The 15,801-nt window shown below is 44.5% G+C and carries 18 protein-coding genes and 1 tRNA gene; 16 read left to right on the top strand and 3 right to left on the bottom strand.

The window, feature by feature from the left end; genetic code table 11:
• Positions 1–29: 29 nt before the first annotated feature.
• Positions 30–407: a metal-dependent transcriptional regulator gene (locus tag BN6465_RS01600; RefSeq protein WP_066731065.1), complete on the bottom strand. Its 378-nt coding sequence runs from the start codon at positions 405–407 to the stop codon at positions 30–32.
• 224 nt (positions 408–631) lie between these two features.
• Between BN6465_RS01600 and BN6465_RS01595 the strand changes: the two genes are divergently transcribed.
• The 11 genes from BN6465_RS01595 (at position 632) to BN6465_RS01550 (ending at position 10,340) form a co-directional block, all read left to right on the top strand.
• Positions 632–841 (top strand): FeoA family protein, encoded by a 210-nt coding sequence (locus BN6465_RS01595; RefSeq protein ID WP_199882776.1) that lies wholly within the window; start codon positions 632–634, stop codon positions 839–841.
• A gap of 26 nt (positions 842–867) precedes the next feature.
• Complete coding sequence (locus tag BN6465_RS01590; RefSeq protein WP_066731061.1) at positions 868–1,092, top strand: FeoA family protein; 225 nt, start codon at positions 868–870, stop codon at positions 1,090–1,092.
• 51 nt (positions 1,093–1,143) lie between these two features.
• Complete coding sequence (gene feoB / locus BN6465_RS01585; protein ID WP_066731059.1) at positions 1,144–3,327, top strand: ferrous iron transport protein B; 2,184 nt, start codon at positions 1,144–1,146, stop codon at positions 3,325–3,327.
• Positions 3,327–3,473 carry a FeoB-associated Cys-rich membrane protein gene (locus tag BN6465_RS20060; protein WP_074017753.1) on the top strand — a complete coding sequence of 49 codons (147 nt, stop codon included), beginning with the start codon at positions 3,327–3,329 and terminating at the stop codon, positions 3,471–3,473. Before feoB ends, BN6465_RS20060 begins: the two co-directional genes overlap by 1 nt.
• Positions 3,474–3,489: 16 nt before the next feature.
• Positions 3,490–3,732 (top strand): Fur family transcriptional regulator, encoded by a 243-nt coding sequence (locus BN6465_RS01580; protein WP_066731057.1) that lies wholly within the window; start codon positions 3,490–3,492, stop codon positions 3,730–3,732.
• A gap of 170 nt (positions 3,733–3,902) precedes the next feature.
• Complete coding sequence (locus BN6465_RS01575) at positions 3,903–4,250, top strand: PadR family transcriptional regulator (protein ID WP_066731055.1); 348 nt, start codon at positions 3,903–3,905, stop codon at positions 4,248–4,250.
• Positions 4,240–4,917: a permease prefix domain 1-containing protein gene (locus BN6465_RS01570; protein ID WP_066731053.1), complete on the top strand. Its 678-nt coding sequence runs from the start codon at positions 4,240–4,242 to the stop codon at positions 4,915–4,917. Before BN6465_RS01575 ends, BN6465_RS01570 begins: the two co-directional genes overlap by 11 nt.
• Positions 4,910–5,857, top strand: a complete 948-nt coding sequence (locus BN6465_RS01565) for a DUF4097 family beta strand repeat-containing protein (protein WP_066731051.1) — start codon at positions 4,910–4,912, stop codon at positions 5,855–5,857. The genes BN6465_RS01570 and BN6465_RS01565 overlap by 8 nt, the downstream gene beginning before the upstream one ends.
• 116 nt (positions 5,858–5,973) lie before the next feature.
• Entirely contained in the window at positions 5,974–7,074 is a 1,101-nt protein-coding gene (locus tag BN6465_RS01560; RefSeq protein ID WP_066731050.1) for a 2-aminoethylphosphonate--pyruvate transaminase, read from the top strand.
• Complete coding sequence (phnX, locus tag BN6465_RS01555; protein WP_066731049.1) at positions 7,067–7,837, top strand: phosphonoacetaldehyde hydrolase; 771 nt, start codon at positions 7,067–7,069, stop codon at positions 7,835–7,837. The genes BN6465_RS01560 and phnX overlap by 8 nt, the downstream gene beginning before the upstream one ends.
• A gap of 109 nt (positions 7,838–7,946) precedes the next feature.
• Positions 7,947–10,340 (top strand): PAS domain-containing hybrid sensor histidine kinase/response regulator, encoded by a 2,394-nt coding sequence (locus tag BN6465_RS01550; protein ID WP_199882774.1) that lies wholly within the window; start codon positions 7,947–7,949, stop codon positions 10,338–10,340.
• 105 nt (positions 10,341–10,445) lie between these two features.
• Here the strand turns inward: BN6465_RS01550 and BN6465_RS01545 are convergent.
• Positions 10,446–10,519 (bottom strand) — tRNA-Arg (locus BN6465_RS01545).
• A gap of 80 nt (positions 10,520–10,599) precedes the next feature.
• On the bottom strand, positions 10,600–11,097 hold the full coding sequence (locus BN6465_RS01540) for a DNA-deoxyinosine glycosylase (RefSeq protein WP_066731123.1): 498 nt from the start codon (positions 11,095–11,097) through the stop codon (positions 10,600–10,602).
• 142 nt (positions 11,098–11,239) lie between these two features.
• Between BN6465_RS01540 and BN6465_RS01535 the strand changes: the two genes are divergently transcribed.
• The 5 genes from BN6465_RS01535 (at position 11,240) to BN6465_RS01515 (ending at position 15,786) form a co-directional block, all read left to right on the top strand.
• Positions 11,240–11,914: a response regulator transcription factor gene (locus BN6465_RS01535; protein WP_066731046.1), complete on the top strand. Its 675-nt coding sequence runs from the start codon at positions 11,240–11,242 to the stop codon at positions 11,912–11,914.
• Positions 11,902–13,095, top strand: a complete 1,194-nt coding sequence (locus BN6465_RS01530) for a HAMP domain-containing sensor histidine kinase (RefSeq protein ID WP_066731044.1) — start codon at positions 11,902–11,904, stop codon at positions 13,093–13,095. The genes BN6465_RS01535 and BN6465_RS01530 overlap by 13 nt, the downstream gene beginning before the upstream one ends.
• A gap of 75 nt (positions 13,096–13,170) precedes the next feature.
• Positions 13,171–14,253: an ABC transporter permease gene (locus BN6465_RS01525; RefSeq protein ID WP_066731043.1), complete on the top strand. Its 1,083-nt coding sequence runs from the start codon at positions 13,171–13,173 to the stop codon at positions 14,251–14,253.
• Entirely contained in the window at positions 14,250–14,903 is a 654-nt protein-coding gene (locus tag BN6465_RS01520; protein WP_066731041.1) for a hypothetical protein, read from the top strand. The genes BN6465_RS01525 and BN6465_RS01520 overlap by 4 nt, the downstream gene beginning before the upstream one ends.
• Positions 14,904–14,907: 4 nt before the next feature.
• Entirely contained in the window at positions 14,908–15,786 is an 879-nt protein-coding gene (locus BN6465_RS01515) for an ABC transporter ATP-binding protein (RefSeq protein WP_066731039.1), read from the top strand.
• Positions 15,787–15,801 lie beyond the last annotated feature (15 nt).

Below are 15,801 nucleotides of genomic sequence, written 5' to 3'. Positions count from 1 at the left end.
ATGTCATAAAATAACGGGGATTTCATCAATCAAATCCCCGTTTTGCGCTGTTCTACATGTTGCTTTATGGCCTCGAAACTTTTGGGGCTTATGACATGTTCCATACGGCAGGCGTCTTCGGCAGCAGTTTTCTCATCTACTCCGAGGGAGGTCAGCCAGCCGGACAAGAGGGTGTGCCGCTCGTAAATCGTGTCGGCTATCTGGCGTCCGGTGTCGGTAAGCGCGATATGCCCCTCTTCGTCTACCGTTATATAGCCATTCTGGCGAAGATTCTTCATGGCCACGCTCACGCTTGGCTTGGAAAAACCAAGTTCACCGGCTATATCGATAGAACGCACATAAGGCATACGCTTATTCAGTACCAGAATGGTTTCTAAATAATTCTCAGCGGATTCTTTTATCTGCATGTTCTGTATTCTCCTTTAATTAAAACTAAAGTAACAACTTCCTTAACTCATGAGTATGATAACATATCTTACTAAAAAAGACAAATGAGATAAAAACTTGAAAAACATATTGACAATGCACGTTAGTTTGTGCTAACCTAAAAGCGGTTAGAAAAAACTAACCAATTTTTATCACTTTGAGTTAGCAAAAACTTACTGATTTGGAAGAAAAAGGAGGAAACATGATGCCGTTAACAATGTTAAAGCCGGGCGAGGTCAATTGTATTAAACGCGTAGGCGGTAAAGACGAGGTAAGACGTTTTCTGGAAAGCCTCGGTTTTATAGAGGGGTCAGATGTAAAAGTCATATCCGAGAATAATGGAAATGTCATTGTCAATATCAAGGAATCCAGAGTTGCCATCAGTAAGGAAATGGCCAACAAAATTCAAGTATAGGCCTATAGAGGAAGGAGCAGGATACCATGCAGAGCTTAAGAGAGATTGGCTGCGGCCAGAGTGTTTCCGTAGTGAAGGTTCATGGAGAAGGCGCGGTCAGGCGCCGCATCATGGATATGGGAATCACCAAGGGAACGAACATATTTGTGAGAAAGGTAGCGCCACTTGGCGACCCGATTGAAGTGACTGTGAGAGGATATGAACTATCACTGCGAAAAGCAGACGCTCAGATGATAGAGGTGGATGCTTAATTTTTTTATTGGAGAGTTAGAGAGAACTAACTATGTGGAGGAGGATACAACATGTCAGTGAAAATTGCGCTTGCGGGCAACCCGAACAGCGGGAAGACAACATTGTTTAATGCACTGACCGGTTCTAATCAATTTGTTGGGAACTGGCCGGGGGTAACGGTAGAAAAGAAAGAAGGGAAATTAAAAGGGCACAAAGATGTCGTCATCATGGATTTGCCCGGAATCTATTCGCTTTCGCCGTATACACTTGAAGAAGTAGTTGCAAGGAATTATTTAATTAACGAACGGCCGGATGCCATTTTAAATATTGTGGACGGAACGAATCTGGAGAGGAACCTGTATCTTAGCACGCAGTTGATGGAATTAGGAATCCCTGTCATTATGGCGGTCAATATGATGGATGTAGTGAGAAAGAACGGAGATATCATCCATATGAAACAGCTCGGCAGAAAACTTGGATGTGAAGTGGTAGAGATATCTGCGCTTAAGGGTGAGGGTATTGATGTGGCGGCAGAAAAAGCAGTTAAAATTGCCCGCGGCAAGTATGCGGAAGCGCCGGTACATAAATTTTCAGAAGCAGTAGAGCGTGGGCTGGAGGAGATAGAGACTTATTTAAGCCCCGCAATACAGGAGGAGCAGCGGCGCTTTTACGCAATCAAGCTTTTTGAGCGTGATGACAAAATCAAGGGAAATCTGGCAGCCGCGCCAGATGTGGAGCATATTATCGACAGACTTGAGAAGGAAGAGGATGATGATGCGGAAAGTATTATCACCAATGAACGCTACAGCTATATCACTTCTATTATAGACGGCTGCTATCAGAGAAAATATAAGGGTGATATGAGTGCCTCTGATAAAATTGACCGGATTGTTACAAATCGATGGCTGGCGCTGCCGATTTTTGCGTTGGTCATGTTCGCGGTATATTATGTGTCTGTGACCACAGTGGGCACATGGGCCACGGACTGGGCTAATGACGGTGTGTTTGGGGAAGGCTGGAATTTATTTGGCATCGGTGCGCTCCATATTCCGGGCATTCCACAGATGCTGGAAGGGCTGCTGTCTACAATTGGCTGCGCGGACTGGCTTCAGAGTCTGATATTAGATGGGATTGTAGGCGGTGTCGGCGCCGTGCTTGGATTTGTACCTCAAATGCTTGTGCTGTTCATCTTTTTAGCATTTTTGGAGGCGTGCGGCTACATGGCGCGTATTGCTTTCATAATGGATCGTATTTTCCGAAAGTTTGGTCTTTCTGGCAAATCTTTTATTCCGATGTTGATTGGAACGGGATGCGGTGTCCCGGGAGTTATGGCCTCTAGAACTATTGAGAATGACAGAGACCGCAAGATGACAATCATGACAACCACATTTATTCCATGCGGTGCAAAGCTCCCGATTATTGCCTTGATTGCCGGCGCGCTTTTTGACGGCGCGTCATGGGTGGCTCCAAGTGCTTATTTTGTAGGGATCGCCGCAATTATCTGCTCGGGGATTATTCTAAAAAAGACTAAGATGTTTGCGGGAGATCCGGCGCCATTTGTCATGGAACTTCCGGCTTACCATATGCCTACTGTGAAGAATGTACTTAGAAGCATGTGGGAAAGAGCTTCGTCCTTTATTAAAAAAGCGGGGACGGTAATTCTTCTGTCCACCGTATTGATTTGGTTCCTTCAGAGCTTTGGACTCGAGGGTGGAAATTTTGGTATGGTGGAAGATATGAATCATTCTCTTCTTGCAGGACTTGGCAATGGTATTGCCTGGATATTTACGCCTCTTGGATGGGGGGATTGGAAGGCGGCAGTGGCAGCCATCACCGGTCTGATCGCCAAGGAAAACGTGGTGGGAACATTCGGCGTTCTCTATGGTTTTGCGGAAGTTGCGGAAGATGGAGCGGAAATTTGGGGAACACTGGCGGCAAGCTTTACCACTGCCGCGGCATATTCATTCTTAGTTTTCAATCTCCTATGCGCCCCTTGTTTCGCGGCAATCGGAGCTATCAAGAGAGAGATGAATAACGCGAAGTGGACTTGGTTCGCGATTGGATACCAGACAGGGCTTGCATATGTAGTGTCACTTTGTGTTTATCAATTAGGAACCTTCTTTACAGGAGGCGGTTTCAATGTATGGACTGGAATGGCAATCATACTAGTTATTGGATTTATTTTCCTGTTGTTCCGGCCGTATAGAGAGGGACAGCCTTTGAAGGTGAAAATGAAAGGAGCGGCGAAAGCATAATGGGAACTGTAATTGTAGGTATTATTATTTTATCAGCAATTGGACTTGCGGCAAGAAGCATCTATAAAGATAAAAAGACCGGTAAATGCTGTGGCGGTGACTGCGGACACTGCGGAGGCGCCTGCCACTGCAATGATACAAAGTAAGCAGGAGGCAGGGCTGATGTGGGAAAAAGAAGATATTATCAGGGAGTTGAAGAGTAGAGGGAAACGGATTACTCAGCAGAGGGAGACGATGATTGACGTTATAACAACGGAACAGTGCGGTAATGCAAAGGAGCTGTACTATAAGGCGGCCAAAATTGATTCTGGCATTGGCCTGGCAACTGTCTACCGCACGCTGATGACACTAGAAGAGATAGGCGCTGTCGAACGCACAAAAGGTTATGTTGTGACAGAGCAGTGACAAGGTAAAAGAACCTTTCGTAAATAAGAACGAAGGGTTCTTTTTTTATTATGGATGGCTTGGCTGAGAAGACAGAATAAATTAATACAAGCAGTATATGAAAAATATATATACATTGACAGGCGAGGTAATATATGCAATAATGTATAATATAAGAAGGAGGTATATATATGTCGATAGCATCTGATTTGATACGGGGGCATACGGACACAATTATTCTGGCCCATCTCACAAGAGAAGACAGTTATGGGTATAAGATTAATAAAGATATTCAGATTAAAACAGACAGTAAATATGAATTGAAAGAAGCTACCTTGTATACGGCTTTCCGAAGGCTGGAAGAGAATGGATATATCAGTTCCTACTGGGGGAATGAGAATACGGGAGCGAGAAGAAGATATTACACAATTACTGCTGAAGGAAAGGACGCCTATATCAGAATGAAGAAGGAATGGGAAGAGTCCAAGTATTTGATTGATATTTTGATTGAGAATGAGGAGGTCAAGGATGGAAGATAAGTTGAGAATGTATATGGATGATTTGTTCTGTGAGGTAAAGCCGAGCAGAAAGTCGGTGGAGCTAAAAGAGGAGATTCTGCAGAACCTGACGGATAAGTATAATGACCTTCTGACTGAGGGCAAGTCGGCGGATGCGGCATATAATATTGCCATTGCAAGTATCGGTGATACGGAAGAACTGTTGGGGGGACTAAAGGACAGTGGCATGTATTCGACGGTTACATCTGAGGAGATAGAGCGTGGAAGACGGAAGTCGGCGATGCTCACCGCCATTGCAGTGGCGCTTTATATCGTATCCATACTGCCGCCAGTGCTGCTGAGTGATACTATATTTGGTGATAACGTTGCGCCGGCCATGATGTTCACGATGATAGCTATAGCCACAGGGTTGATCGTATATGGGCATATGAGCCGTCCCCGTTATAGGAAAGCGGACGATTCCATTGTGGAGGAATTTAAGGAGTGGCAGTATCAGACCGACTCGGACAAAAGGGCATATAAAGCGATTATAAGTGCAATGTGGTCCATTACTCTGGTAATCTATTTTATTGTCAGCTTTATGACGATGGCATGGTACATTACATGGGTAATCTTTCTGATAGGATGTGCGGTACAGGAAATCATGAAGGCAGTATTCGAATTGAAAAGGCGGGGTGGCAATGAATAAAAGACAGTCGGCAATTATTAGAGTTATCTCATGGTCTGTGGTAGCGGTGGTACTGGCCGGTTTACTGGTTCTAGGAATTAACGGTCGTATAAATTGGTGGTCGGGAAGTTTTCCTTTTTCATTTGGGAGCAGTTTTAGCTATATGAATGCGAATAAATACGAGGCAGGGCCGGGACAGGTGGACGCGGATAATATCAATGCTCTTGAGATTAACTGGCTCGACGGAGAAGTGGCGGTTCAGACCTATGAGGGAGATTCCGTGCGTTTTACTGAGACGGCTGACAAGAGCTTGAAGAAGGAAGAACAGCTTCGGTACTATAATGACAGGGGGACGCTTAAAATCCAATATAAAAAAGCTGGCAGGACTTTCTTTTCATTTGGCGGAAGAAGCTTAAATAAGAAACTTGTCGTGGAGATTCCTGAATCACTGGCGGAGAATCTCAGAGAACTGAGCGTAGATACCGTTTCTGGCGATGTGAAAATAAGTGGAGTCCATGCGGAAGATATAGAGCTGGATTCGACATCCGGCGATTTGATATTGATGCAGTGCAGCGCGGTCGACTGCTCAGCGGACAGTACCAGCGGGATTTTTGAGGCGGATGACTTTGTGGTCGAGAACGAGCTGGAAGTAAGCACGACCAGCGGGAACTTTAAGATGAAGGGCAGCGTTGCGAAGCTGGAATTCGATACAGTCTCAGGAGATTTAAACTTAGACAGTGAAAGATGCCCGGAAAAGGTCGTGACAGATTCTGTCAGCGGCAGTGTAACGCTTATAATACCGGAAAACGAAGGATTTACTTACGACAAAGACACGGTCAGCGGCTCGCTGCAGTGTGAGTTTGAAGTTACTCAACGTGAAGATAAAGGCACATATAGGGATGGCGATGCCTCCTTTAGCTTTGATACGGTCAGCGGTGATATAACAATTAAAAAGAAATAGCTGAATCAGTTAACATGCTTTTTACATAAGATTAAACTTACTGTGATAGTTCCACTTTTATCAACTTGTTATAATAATCTCGTAAAATACGGATTGATAAGAGAGGAAAGCTGATTATGAAAAAATATAAGTTATTGACTCCGGGACCGCTTACGACAACAGAGACAGTAAAGCGGGAAATGCTGTTCGACCATTGCACTTGGGATGACGATTACAAGCAAATTACACAGGACATACGCAGGGAGCTGCTGGAACTTGCCCATGTCACGGAAGCGGAGTATACGGTGGTGCTCATGCAGGGAAGCGGCACATTTGGGGTGGAGGCCGTTCTCACCAGCGTAATCGGAAGTACAGATAAGCTGCTGATTGTGGCAAACGGCGCGTACGGGGAACGTATGGAGGACATTGCACGCCATGCCGGGCTTGATTTTGAATGTTACCATGAGCAGTATGATAAAGTTCCGGATGCGTCAGCAGTGGAGGAGCTATTGCTAAGTGACAGTAGTATCACGCATGTGGCGATGGTTCATTCTGAGACTACTTCCGGAATACTCAATGATATCGAGGCAGTGGGCAGAGCAGTGAAGAGACATGGAAAAGCATTTATTGTTGACGCTATGAGCAGCTTTGGAGGAGTAGATATTCCGGTCAAAGAATGGGGAATTGATTTTCTTGTAAGCAGTGCCAACAAATGCATACAGGGTGTTCCCGGATTTTCATTTATCATAGCAAGAAAAGATTTGCTGACGGCAAGTGAAGGGAAGGCACGCAGCCTGTCGCTTGACTTGTATGACCAGTGGAAAACGATGGATATTGACGGAAAATGGCGTTTTACTTCACCTACACATGTAGTTCTGGCATTTGCACAGGCCCTCAAGGAGATGAAGGAAGAAGGAGGTATTGAAGCCAGAAGCAAAAGATATACAGAAAACAACCAGTTGCTGACAGCAAAAATGGGGGAGATGGGAATATATCCGTATATTGGAGGAGTACATCAAGGCCCCATTATTACGACCTTCTTTTATCCGAGCGAATGTCATTTTTCTTTTCGAGACATGTATGATTATATAAAAGAAAGGGGCTATGCGATTTATCCGGGAAAAGTGACGGAGGCAGAGACTTTCCGCATCGGAAATATAGGGGAAATCTATAAAGAAGATATTGAGCAGCTCTGTAATATCGTAAAAGAATTTTTGGAGGCGTATAACCATGAGTAGAATAGAAGCAGTAATCTTTGATTGGGCGGGGACAACTGTCGATTATGGCTGTTTTGCCCCGGTTGAAGCATTCGCCGAAGTTTTCCGTCATTACCACCTTGCTCCTACTTCTGAGGAGATTCGTGAACCCATGGGACTGCTTAAGATCGATCATATCAGGACTATGCTGGAAATGCCGAGGATTCGTCAAAGCTATTTGGAGATATACGGAAGTGAGCCGTCCGAGGAGACGGTAAAAGCTATGTTCGACATATTTGAAGAGAAGCTTTTAAAAATATTACATCTGTTCGCAGAGCCAAAACCGGGAGTTCAGGAGGTAGTGGCGAAGCTCCGCAAACATGGATTTAAGATTGGCTCCACAACAGGATATACGGATAAGATGATGGACATTATCGTGCCGATTGCTAAAGAAAAAGGATATGCACCTGATATCTGGTTCAGTCCGGATGCGGTAGGTGGAAAAGGGCGTCCGTATCCTTATATGATTTTTAAGAATATGGAGGCGCTGGGCGTCAAAAGTGTACGCAATGTGTTAAAAATCGGCGATACCGTATCCGATATTAAAGAAGGGAAGAATGCAGGTGTATGGACCGCGGGCGTGGTAGTCGGGAGTTCTGAACTGGGACTTTCCCTCGCTGAATTTGAGGAACTTTCTGAAGAAGAAAGAGAAGCAAGATGCAAAAGGGCCGCGGATAGATTCACAGAGGCGGGCGCGGATAAAGTATTTTATACTTTGGAGGATATGGTACAATATCTTCTGTAATTATATGGAAAGACCGGTTGTATTTACTGCACCGGTCTTTTGTTATTTCTTGGAGTATGGTACAATAATTGTACATGAGTATGTAGACGAATTCCGGGAGAGTAGATCAATGAAAAATGGGATGTTTGACGGCAAAGAGATTTTTAGTGAAGTTTTAAGTGAAACAAGGATAGGGCTTTGGCGGATTCAGCTGGATGAGGGAAAAGAACCGCGTATGTATGCAGATGCTACAATGCTTGAACTGCTGGGAATCGAAGAGACACCGACGCCGGAGGAATGTTATCAGGCTTGGTACAGCCGGATAGAGGAGCCTTATTATGAGATGGTGGAGAATTCCCTTGCCAGAATGATGAATAACGAACATGCGGAAGTGTCATATGCATGGAATCATCCGGTGATGGGGCGCATTTTTGTGCGCTGTGGCGGAATTGAGGAGAGAGATTATGAGGCCGGCCACAGTTTCAGGGGGTATCATCAAGACATTTCGCAGACTGTCATGTTGGTGCAGGAAAGAAAGATGCTCAAAGAATATAACACTATGTTCCTTGAATCCCTCAAGAAGCTTTATTTTGCTGTCGGCATGGTCAACATGGCGGACGGCAGAATTACAGTGTTGAAAAAGCCGGGCGATGTTTCATTGGATACAGGGAGCGCGATGCAGTTGGACGAGCTCATAGCTTCTATATCTACTTTGTTTCCGGAGCAAGAGCGGGAGAGAATAAAGCAAGATTTTTCTATAGAGACATTTAGGAAGAAATGGAAAAAAGGAAACGCCCAGTTTATGGGAGAATACCGCAGGCTTTTGAACGGTAGTTACCGTTGGATGGCCGTCGACGCGTATTTCATGAAGAGAGAAGGGGAAGCGGATCTTGCCCTCGTGACAATTCAGGATATACACGACAGAAAACAGATGGAAGAGCAGAATGAGGAACTTCAGTCTATCTACAAATTTACAGTGCAGAATGAGTATGACTGTGTAGCGATTACAGATTTACGTACTCAAAGGTGCAGGATGCAGCCGTCTCAGCGTTTTGGAGGAGATGGCGGTTTTATTGAAGGGGAAGAACGAATTATCAACGAGGTATTTCTTGACTTCTTTGTGGGGAAAGAGGACAGAGAAGAATTCCAGAAGGAAACTGCTGTTGCCAATATTTTAGAGCATTTGAGAGCGGGAGAAAAGGTGTTTTATACTTATTTCCAGAGTCCGGCCGAACGGGGCGGACGCCACAAAGAATTTACCGCTCGTTTTTACAACGAAGAAAAGACTAAGCTGTTTACCTGTGTGCGTGATATTGAGCAGAGAGTATATGTGGAAAATAAAAGCCGTGAAGTGCTCATCGAAGCCTTCCAGACGGCGAACAGCGCCAACGAGGCAAAAAGTGAATTTCTATCTAAGATGAGCCATGATATCCGGACGCCTATGAATGCGATTATCGGTATGACCGAGATTGCGGAGCGCAATGTGGATAATCCTAAAAAGGTGGAGGAATGTCTGGGAAAAATCAATATTGCCAACCAGCATCTGATGAGCTTGATTAATGAGGTGCTGGATATGAGCAGTATTGAGAGCGGCAAGGTAGATTTAGCGCTCAGGGAATTTAACATGTTAGTTTTCATGGATGGAGTGCGCAGCATGATGTCCCAGCAGGCAGAGGAAAAAGCGCTGGATTTTACGGTGGAGGCGAAAAATATCAAACATCCTCAGGTTGCGGGAGATTTTGTGCGGCTGCAGAAGATTGCGATTAATATCATAAGCAATGCGATAAAGTATACACATAGGGGAGGAAGAGTTCATGCTGTTCTGGAAGAAATCCCGTCAGCCCACCGTGATTATGCCGGTTTTCATCTGACGGTAGAGGACAATGGAATCGGGATGAGCAGCGAATTTCAAGAAAAAATCTTTGAACCGTTCAGCAGGGAGAGCACGGTCGTCAACCGTGTGGAAGGCACAGGGCTCGGGCTTTCTATTGTAAAGAATATTGTACAGATGATGAAAGGCAATATCACTGTTAAAAGCCAGCCGGGTGAGGGAACCACTATTTGCGTGACTGTCTATATAAAGGTGGCAGATGGGAAAGAAGCAGATAAGCAGCCGGAGAATCAGAAAGATTATGAGAATATTTTTCATGGTGAGAAGGTTATGGTCGTGGAAGATAATGACTTAAATATTGAAATTGCACAAGAAATACTTCATATGCTTGGGGTCTGTCCGGTCGTAGCGCTCAACGGTCAGGAGGCGGTCGATAAGTATTTGGAGGATGAGGACGGGACTTATGCCATGATATTAATGGATATCCAGATGCCTGTCATGGATGGATATCAGGCGGCTCAGGCCATTCGGAATACCGGGAAAAAGGACGCCGGGACAATCCCCATTATTGCCATGACGGCAAATGCCTTTGCAGAGGACGTGAACAAGGCAGCCGAGTGTGGTATGAATGGGCACGTGGCAAAGCCGATAGTGATCGGTAAGCTGGTGGAAGAAATGAGCAAATGGCTATAATATTGTGCACATCCTGCCTGAAAGACTTTTGCTACATAGGTAAGTTCAGAGAACTTACCTATGCAATAAAAAAACCTGCAGGACATATGTCTTGCAGGTTTTTGCCGTGCGCTAGAGGATTCGAACCCCCGACCTTTTGGTCCGTAGCCAAACGCTCTATCCAGCTGAGCTAAGCGCACATATTAATTTTGCTGAAGTTGTTTTCGTTCCACAGCAAAAATTATTATACAATAGCATGTCCGGGATGTCAAGCGATATGTTATAAAAAATTTAATATTTTAGTCCATTCACTTAAAAGCCGGTCCATGTTCCATGCGGCGTTGGCAGGGCTGGTGGATGGGAGGCGGATTGCCGGAAGCTGTGTCTGAGGAAGACAGTACTTTTTATATAGCTTATCCGCAGTCCCACCGTTGGTAAATATCTGGCGGATAGGCGAGGCGTCTGTAATGCGCTTTAAATCGGCCGGTACTACATTGCGTATGCTGCTGTCGCTGGAACCTGTAATTTCGCAGGAGGCAACCACATCCCACACGGCCGTGTGGTGGGAGCGCAGCATTGCCTTTTTCTCTTCCACTGTCAAGGGCAGCGGTTCATGAAAGAGGGTGGACAGTACCTTCCAGAAACGGTTTTGAGGATGACCGTAGAAAAATTGGGCTTCCCGTGATTTCACGGAGGGAAAGCTTCCCAGAATTAGAATACGGGATTCTTCGTTATAGACAGGTTCTATTTCGTGTACGGTATATATGGAGTGAGTCATAATGTATTTTCCTTTACTTTTGCAAATAAATGAATGATAATGAAAGGTATCTTTGAAAATAATAGCATGAATGTGTTGAACATACAAGAAGCCGCTTCCTTTTCTGCGTTTGTGGCATAATAATTATCGAGGTGAAGAATCAATGCAGTATAAAATTTTGATGGTGGACGATGATTTGGAATTGTTGAAAATGCTTGGCAGTTATTTTGAAATTAAAGGTTATATGGTAACAAGGGCGGAAAATGGTATAGAGGCTATAGAAAAAGTCAGGGAGCGCCCTGACATAATTCTTCTGGATGTAAATATGCCCCAAATTGATGGACTGGAGGTGTGCCGGCAGATAAGGGACAAGACATCTGCGCCTATCATATTTCTGACGGCCAAGGCTGAGGAAGAAGATAAGGTGAACGGCCTTATGTCCGGAGGAGACGATTATATTTTGAAGCCGTTCAGCCTGAAGGAACTTGAAGCCAGAATCATTGCGCATTTGAACCGGGAGGAGCGTCACCGGGGGAATGTAGAATATAGATTCCGGGATGGCCTGATGATTGATTACAGCGCAAAAAAAGTGCAGTTAGGGGGAACAGAAATCCAGTTGACTAGAGTGGAATATGATATTTTGGAGTTTCTTTCCATGAATCCCGGGCAGGTGTTCGACAAGGAGCGTATCTATGAGAAAGTCTGCGGATATGATGCAGAGGGTGACAGCCGTGTGATAACGGAACTAATCAGGCGGATAAGAAAGAAAATCGCGAATCTTACAGAAACTGAATATATAGAGACTGTTTGGGGGATGGGATATCGATGGAAAAAATAAGAAACCTGTCTATTAAAAAATCAATTATACTATATTTAACGGTCAGTTTGGTATTCGGGTTTTTATGCGGCGCGTTGGTCATGGGGGCAGCAGAGGATGCCCAGCAGATGATTTGGCATAAATACATTGATGATGAAGAATATGAAAGGGCCATGGCCTCGGAAAATGATAATTATGAAGTTAAGGTAGCCCGCGTCAGCCAGTATGATATGACGGAGCAAGATGTCTTTTTTTCGGAGCTGTGCGATTTTTTACAGACATACAGCATTCTTGTTCTTTCAGTGATCAGTATGATTGTGGCGGTTGTATTGTTCTACCGTAACAAAATAGCAATACCGCTGGCCGAATTATCTGCTGCCTCGGAAATGATTGCGAAGAACGAACTGGAATTTCAAGTTACTTACTCGAATCGTGACGAGTTGGGCAGATTGTGTGGTGAATTCGATAAAATGCGGGCGGCGCTGGCCGAAAATAACCGGCATATGTGGAAGATGATCGAGGAAGAAAAGGCGCTGCGTGCCGCCATTGCCCACGATATTCGTTCACCCCTTGCGATTTTGAAAGGCTATCAGGAAATGTTGATAGAATTTGTCCCTGAAGGACAAATTGAGAAGGAAAAAATCGTAGAAATGCTAGATGCCGGAAGGAACCAAATAGAGCGCATGGAAAAGTTTATCGAAAGCATGCGTAAACTTCCCCGGCTGGAGGAGCGGACTATGGATAGGAGTGAAGTTACACTTAATTTCTTGACGAGACAGATTGAAAGCAGTATGAAAGTATTTGAGAAGGATACGCAGAAAAAAGGCTTCGTGAGACAAAAATCACCGGATAGAAAACTTTGGGCAGATAAGGTAGCCGTGCTTGAAGTGGCGGACAACCTGCTGTCTAATGCTTTCCGCTATGCCGCGCATGAGGTGTATGTAGACATTACGGCAGACGAAGGGGAACTGTCCATCTCCGTTTCTGACGATGGATGTGGATTTAAAGGAGACACTGACAAAGTTACGGAGGCTTATTATCACTCCAATCCACAGGATAATCTCCATCATTTTGGACTGGGAATGTATATCAGCCGGATTTATTGTGAGAATCATGGCGGAAGACTGCTGGTATCCAACGGCAGGGCCGGCGGGGCCAGCGTGAAGGCCGTATTTTCAACAGCAATGCAGGAATGCTCATAAAACATTCCTGCATTGTTTTTTTGTTGTTAATTGGAATGTATCCTGTCTTTAGAATAGAAAGAAAGGTGGGAGAACATGAAAGCGGTCATTAAGCGTGAATTAAAAAATTATCTGAAGAATCCGGTTTTATGGCTTGGACTTATCGTTGTAATACTCATGTTGTATCAGATGCTGAATCCATACTTGAAGATTCATTATTTTCAGTCAGAGCGGGAAATGGAAGGACTTCATCCGAAAAACATTGATGATGCGGATATCAGTGAGGGATACGTGGAATCTACAGAAGAAGAGCAGATGGAGCTGGCCTGCAGGCTCGTAAAAAAAGAAATGGTGAAAATGCTGGGGATGAAGGAGCAGGAAGCCGAACAAATTTTGAATGCAATGCTGCAGAAGAAAATGTCTGCCGAAGAGATAGAAGCAGAGCTCATTGATAAGTATGAATTCTATGGGAAGTACGGCATTAAGTATTATTTCCAAATTTCCGAGTACCGCAAAGCCAGTGTAGAAGAAGCCAACCAGTATATAGATGAGAATATGAAAGAACACTCATTTTCCTTCTATTTTTCCAGAAAATTTGCTGATTTCTGCGGACTATTAATGGGCTTTTTTTCTGCGGTACTTCTGGCATTTTTGTTCATCCGTGATACAAGGAAAGATATGTATGAGCTGCTGCACACGAAGCCTGTGAGCGCGGCAGGTTATGTATGTGGGAAAATCGGGGGCGGCTTTTTAGCAATGATGGTAGTGTGGGGAATTCTTGTTATGATTTTTGGAGGACTGTGTGAATTTTATGGAAGAAGGGCTGGATTTCCGGTAAGCATGTGGGATTTTCTGAAGACAGCCGCTGGCTATATTCTGCCAAACATGCTGATGATAACTTGTATTTATGCGGCGGCAGCATTAATTTTTAAAAATCCACTGCCTGCCGTGCCGCTCATATTTCTCTATATTATTTATTCTAATATGGGGAGCAGGGGACCGGACGGGGAATATGGCTATTATGGAAGGCCGTTTGCCATTATGGTGCGCTTTCCGGGTAAATTCTTTGACACTTCACCGCCGCCCATGGCACTTCTTAACCAGATTGCACTTATTTTTGCGGCATTTCTGATTATGATACTGACGACTGAAATATGGAGAAGGAGGAGAGTCTATTGAAGCAGGACATAAAAATATGTCTTCCGCTTTACAAATTAGTGTATTCAGTTATGTTTTTGATAATCTTGAGTCTGGTCCGGGGCATTTCGACAGTATTTGAAATAGGGGGAGCGCTGGACTCGAATATCGCACTGCTGGCAATTGTATTTTGCGCAGAGACATATGTGATGGAAAAAAGCGGAGGACGAGGAGAGATATTTAGATTATTTCCGGTAAAGAACAGAGTAAAGGCAGTACGGAGGAGGCTGCTGATACAGAATCTATATCTGTATCTCCTCTCCTATATCGGGTTCTTTTTCTTTTTTTGGCAGAGGCCTCAGAATATGATAGGGATATCGTTTTGGTATGAGTATGGAACTTATATGCTGGCGGTAACGGGGACAATTTTATTCTGGAGTACGTTGTCTATGACCATTTCTAATCTTTTTGGAAACCAGTGGGGCGGAATCGCGGTCAGCCTTATTATTTGGATGGTAGTAAATTCTATGTATGGTCAAGACGTGTTAGGGAAATTTAATATCTTTGCGTATGGATTTAGAAATGTTATGGAGGTGCATGATGTAAGCTGGCTGTTCGGTAAATTAGCTGGAGCGCTGTCTGCGATGCTCATGATTGGATTGATTCCATATATTATGAAGAAAAGAGGCTGATAAAATGATGATTAATATCAATGATTTAACGGTGACCTTTAAAAACAAAGTAACGGCAGTCGATCATGTAAACCTGTCGATCGGTTCAGGTATTTATGGACTGCTTGGTGAAAACGGCGCGGGAAAGACGACCTTGATGCGTGTGCTTGTAACGGTTCTTAAGCCAACCTCAGGAAGCATCACAATGAATGGCGTCTTATATGGGGAACAGAACTATAGAAGATTACAGAAAAAAATAGGGTATCTGCCGCAGGAGCTTAATCTCTATCCGAACCTGACGGTGAGAGAATGTCTGGAATATATGGGCGAGCTGTCGGGCATTGAAAAACGGGAATGCAGAAAGAGGATTGATTTTTATCTAGAAAAAACAAGTCTGGCAGAACACCAGCATAAAAAGAACCGTCAGCTGTCGGGGGGGATGAAGAGGCGTGTTGGGCTTGTTCAAGCTCTTTTGAATGAGCCGAAGTTCCTGATTGTAGATGAGCCGACGACCGGGCTGGATCCGGAGGAGCGCATCCGTATCCGCAATCTTCTTGTTGACTTTTCAAGAGACAGGACCGTGCTGTTCTCCACTCATGTCGTGGAGGATTTGGCGGCGACCTGTAATCAGATTGCCATTATGAAAAAGGGAGCCATGATCTACAGCGGGGCTGTCAGGGATTTGGTAAGTGAAGTCAGGGGGCATGTATGGATATGTACTGTCAAGAACGAAGCGCAGGCAAGAGAGTTGGAAACCAAATATCACGTTTCTGCAAAACAGTATGTTGATGGTGGCTTACAGATGAAACTGCTCAGTGAAGAAAAACCAGAGGTGGAATGTGCACTGGCGGAGGCCACGCTGGAGGACGCGTATATTTACTGCGGACAGTTTCAGAGTTTATAAAATTTCTTCAAAAAA

Source organism: Bariatricus massiliensis (genome assembly GCF_900086725.1).
Taxonomy (GTDB): domain Bacteria; phylum Bacillota; class Clostridia; order Lachnospirales; family Lachnospiraceae; genus Allocoprococcus; species Allocoprococcus massiliensis.
Note: the sequence above shows the minus strand (reverse complement) of the source record. Positions and strands in the feature narration are given on the sequence as shown.

Excerpts from the sequence above, each read along its gene's own strand:
- BN6465_RS01600 (WP_066731065.1), bottom strand. The coding sequence starts at position 407 with ATGCAGATAAAAGAATCCGCTGAGAATTATTTAGAAACCATTCTGGTA.
- BN6465_RS01595 (WP_199882776.1), top strand. The coding sequence starts at position 632 with ATGCCGTTAACAATGTTAAAGCCGGGCGAGGTCAATTGTATTAAACGC.
- BN6465_RS01590 (WP_066731061.1), top strand. The coding sequence starts at position 868 with ATGCAGAGCTTAAGAGAGATTGGCTGCGGCCAGAGTGTTTCCGTAGTG.
- feoB (WP_066731059.1), top strand. The coding sequence starts at position 1,144 with ATGTCAGTGAAAATTGCGCTTGCGGGCAACCCGAACAGCGGGAAGACA.
- BN6465_RS20060 (WP_074017753.1), top strand. The coding sequence starts at position 3,327 with ATGGGAACTGTAATTGTAGGTATTATTATTTTATCAGCAATTGGACTT.
- BN6465_RS01580 (WP_066731057.1), top strand. The coding sequence starts at position 3,490 with ATGTGGGAAAAAGAAGATATTATCAGGGAGTTGAAGAGTAGAGGGAAA.
- BN6465_RS01575 (WP_066731055.1), top strand. The coding sequence starts at position 3,903 with ATGTCGATAGCATCTGATTTGATACGGGGGCATACGGACACAATTATT.
- BN6465_RS01570 (WP_066731053.1), top strand. The coding sequence starts at position 4,240 with ATGGAAGATAAGTTGAGAATGTATATGGATGATTTGTTCTGTGAGGTA.
- BN6465_RS01565 (WP_066731051.1), top strand. The coding sequence starts at position 4,910 with ATGAATAAAAGACAGTCGGCAATTATTAGAGTTATCTCATGGTCTGTG.
- BN6465_RS01560 (WP_066731050.1), top strand. The coding sequence starts at position 5,974 with ATGAAAAAATATAAGTTATTGACTCCGGGACCGCTTACGACAACAGAG.
- phnX (WP_066731049.1), top strand. The coding sequence starts at position 7,067 with ATGAGTAGAATAGAAGCAGTAATCTTTGATTGGGCGGGGACAACTGTC.
- BN6465_RS01550 (WP_199882774.1), top strand. The coding sequence starts at position 7,947 with ATGAAAAATGGGATGTTTGACGGCAAAGAGATTTTTAGTGAAGTTTTA.
- BN6465_RS01540 (WP_066731123.1), bottom strand. The coding sequence starts at position 11,097 with ATGACTCACTCCATATATACCGTACACGAAATAGAACCTGTCTATAAC.
- BN6465_RS01535 (WP_066731046.1), top strand. The coding sequence starts at position 11,240 with ATGCAGTATAAAATTTTGATGGTGGACGATGATTTGGAATTGTTGAAA.
- BN6465_RS01530 (WP_066731044.1), top strand. The coding sequence starts at position 11,902 with ATGGAAAAAATAAGAAACCTGTCTATTAAAAAATCAATTATACTATAT.
- BN6465_RS01525 (WP_066731043.1), top strand. The coding sequence starts at position 13,171 with ATGAAAGCGGTCATTAAGCGTGAATTAAAAAATTATCTGAAGAATCCG.
- BN6465_RS01515 (WP_066731039.1), top strand. The coding sequence starts at position 14,908 with ATGATGATTAATATCAATGATTTAACGGTGACCTTTAAAAACAAAGTA.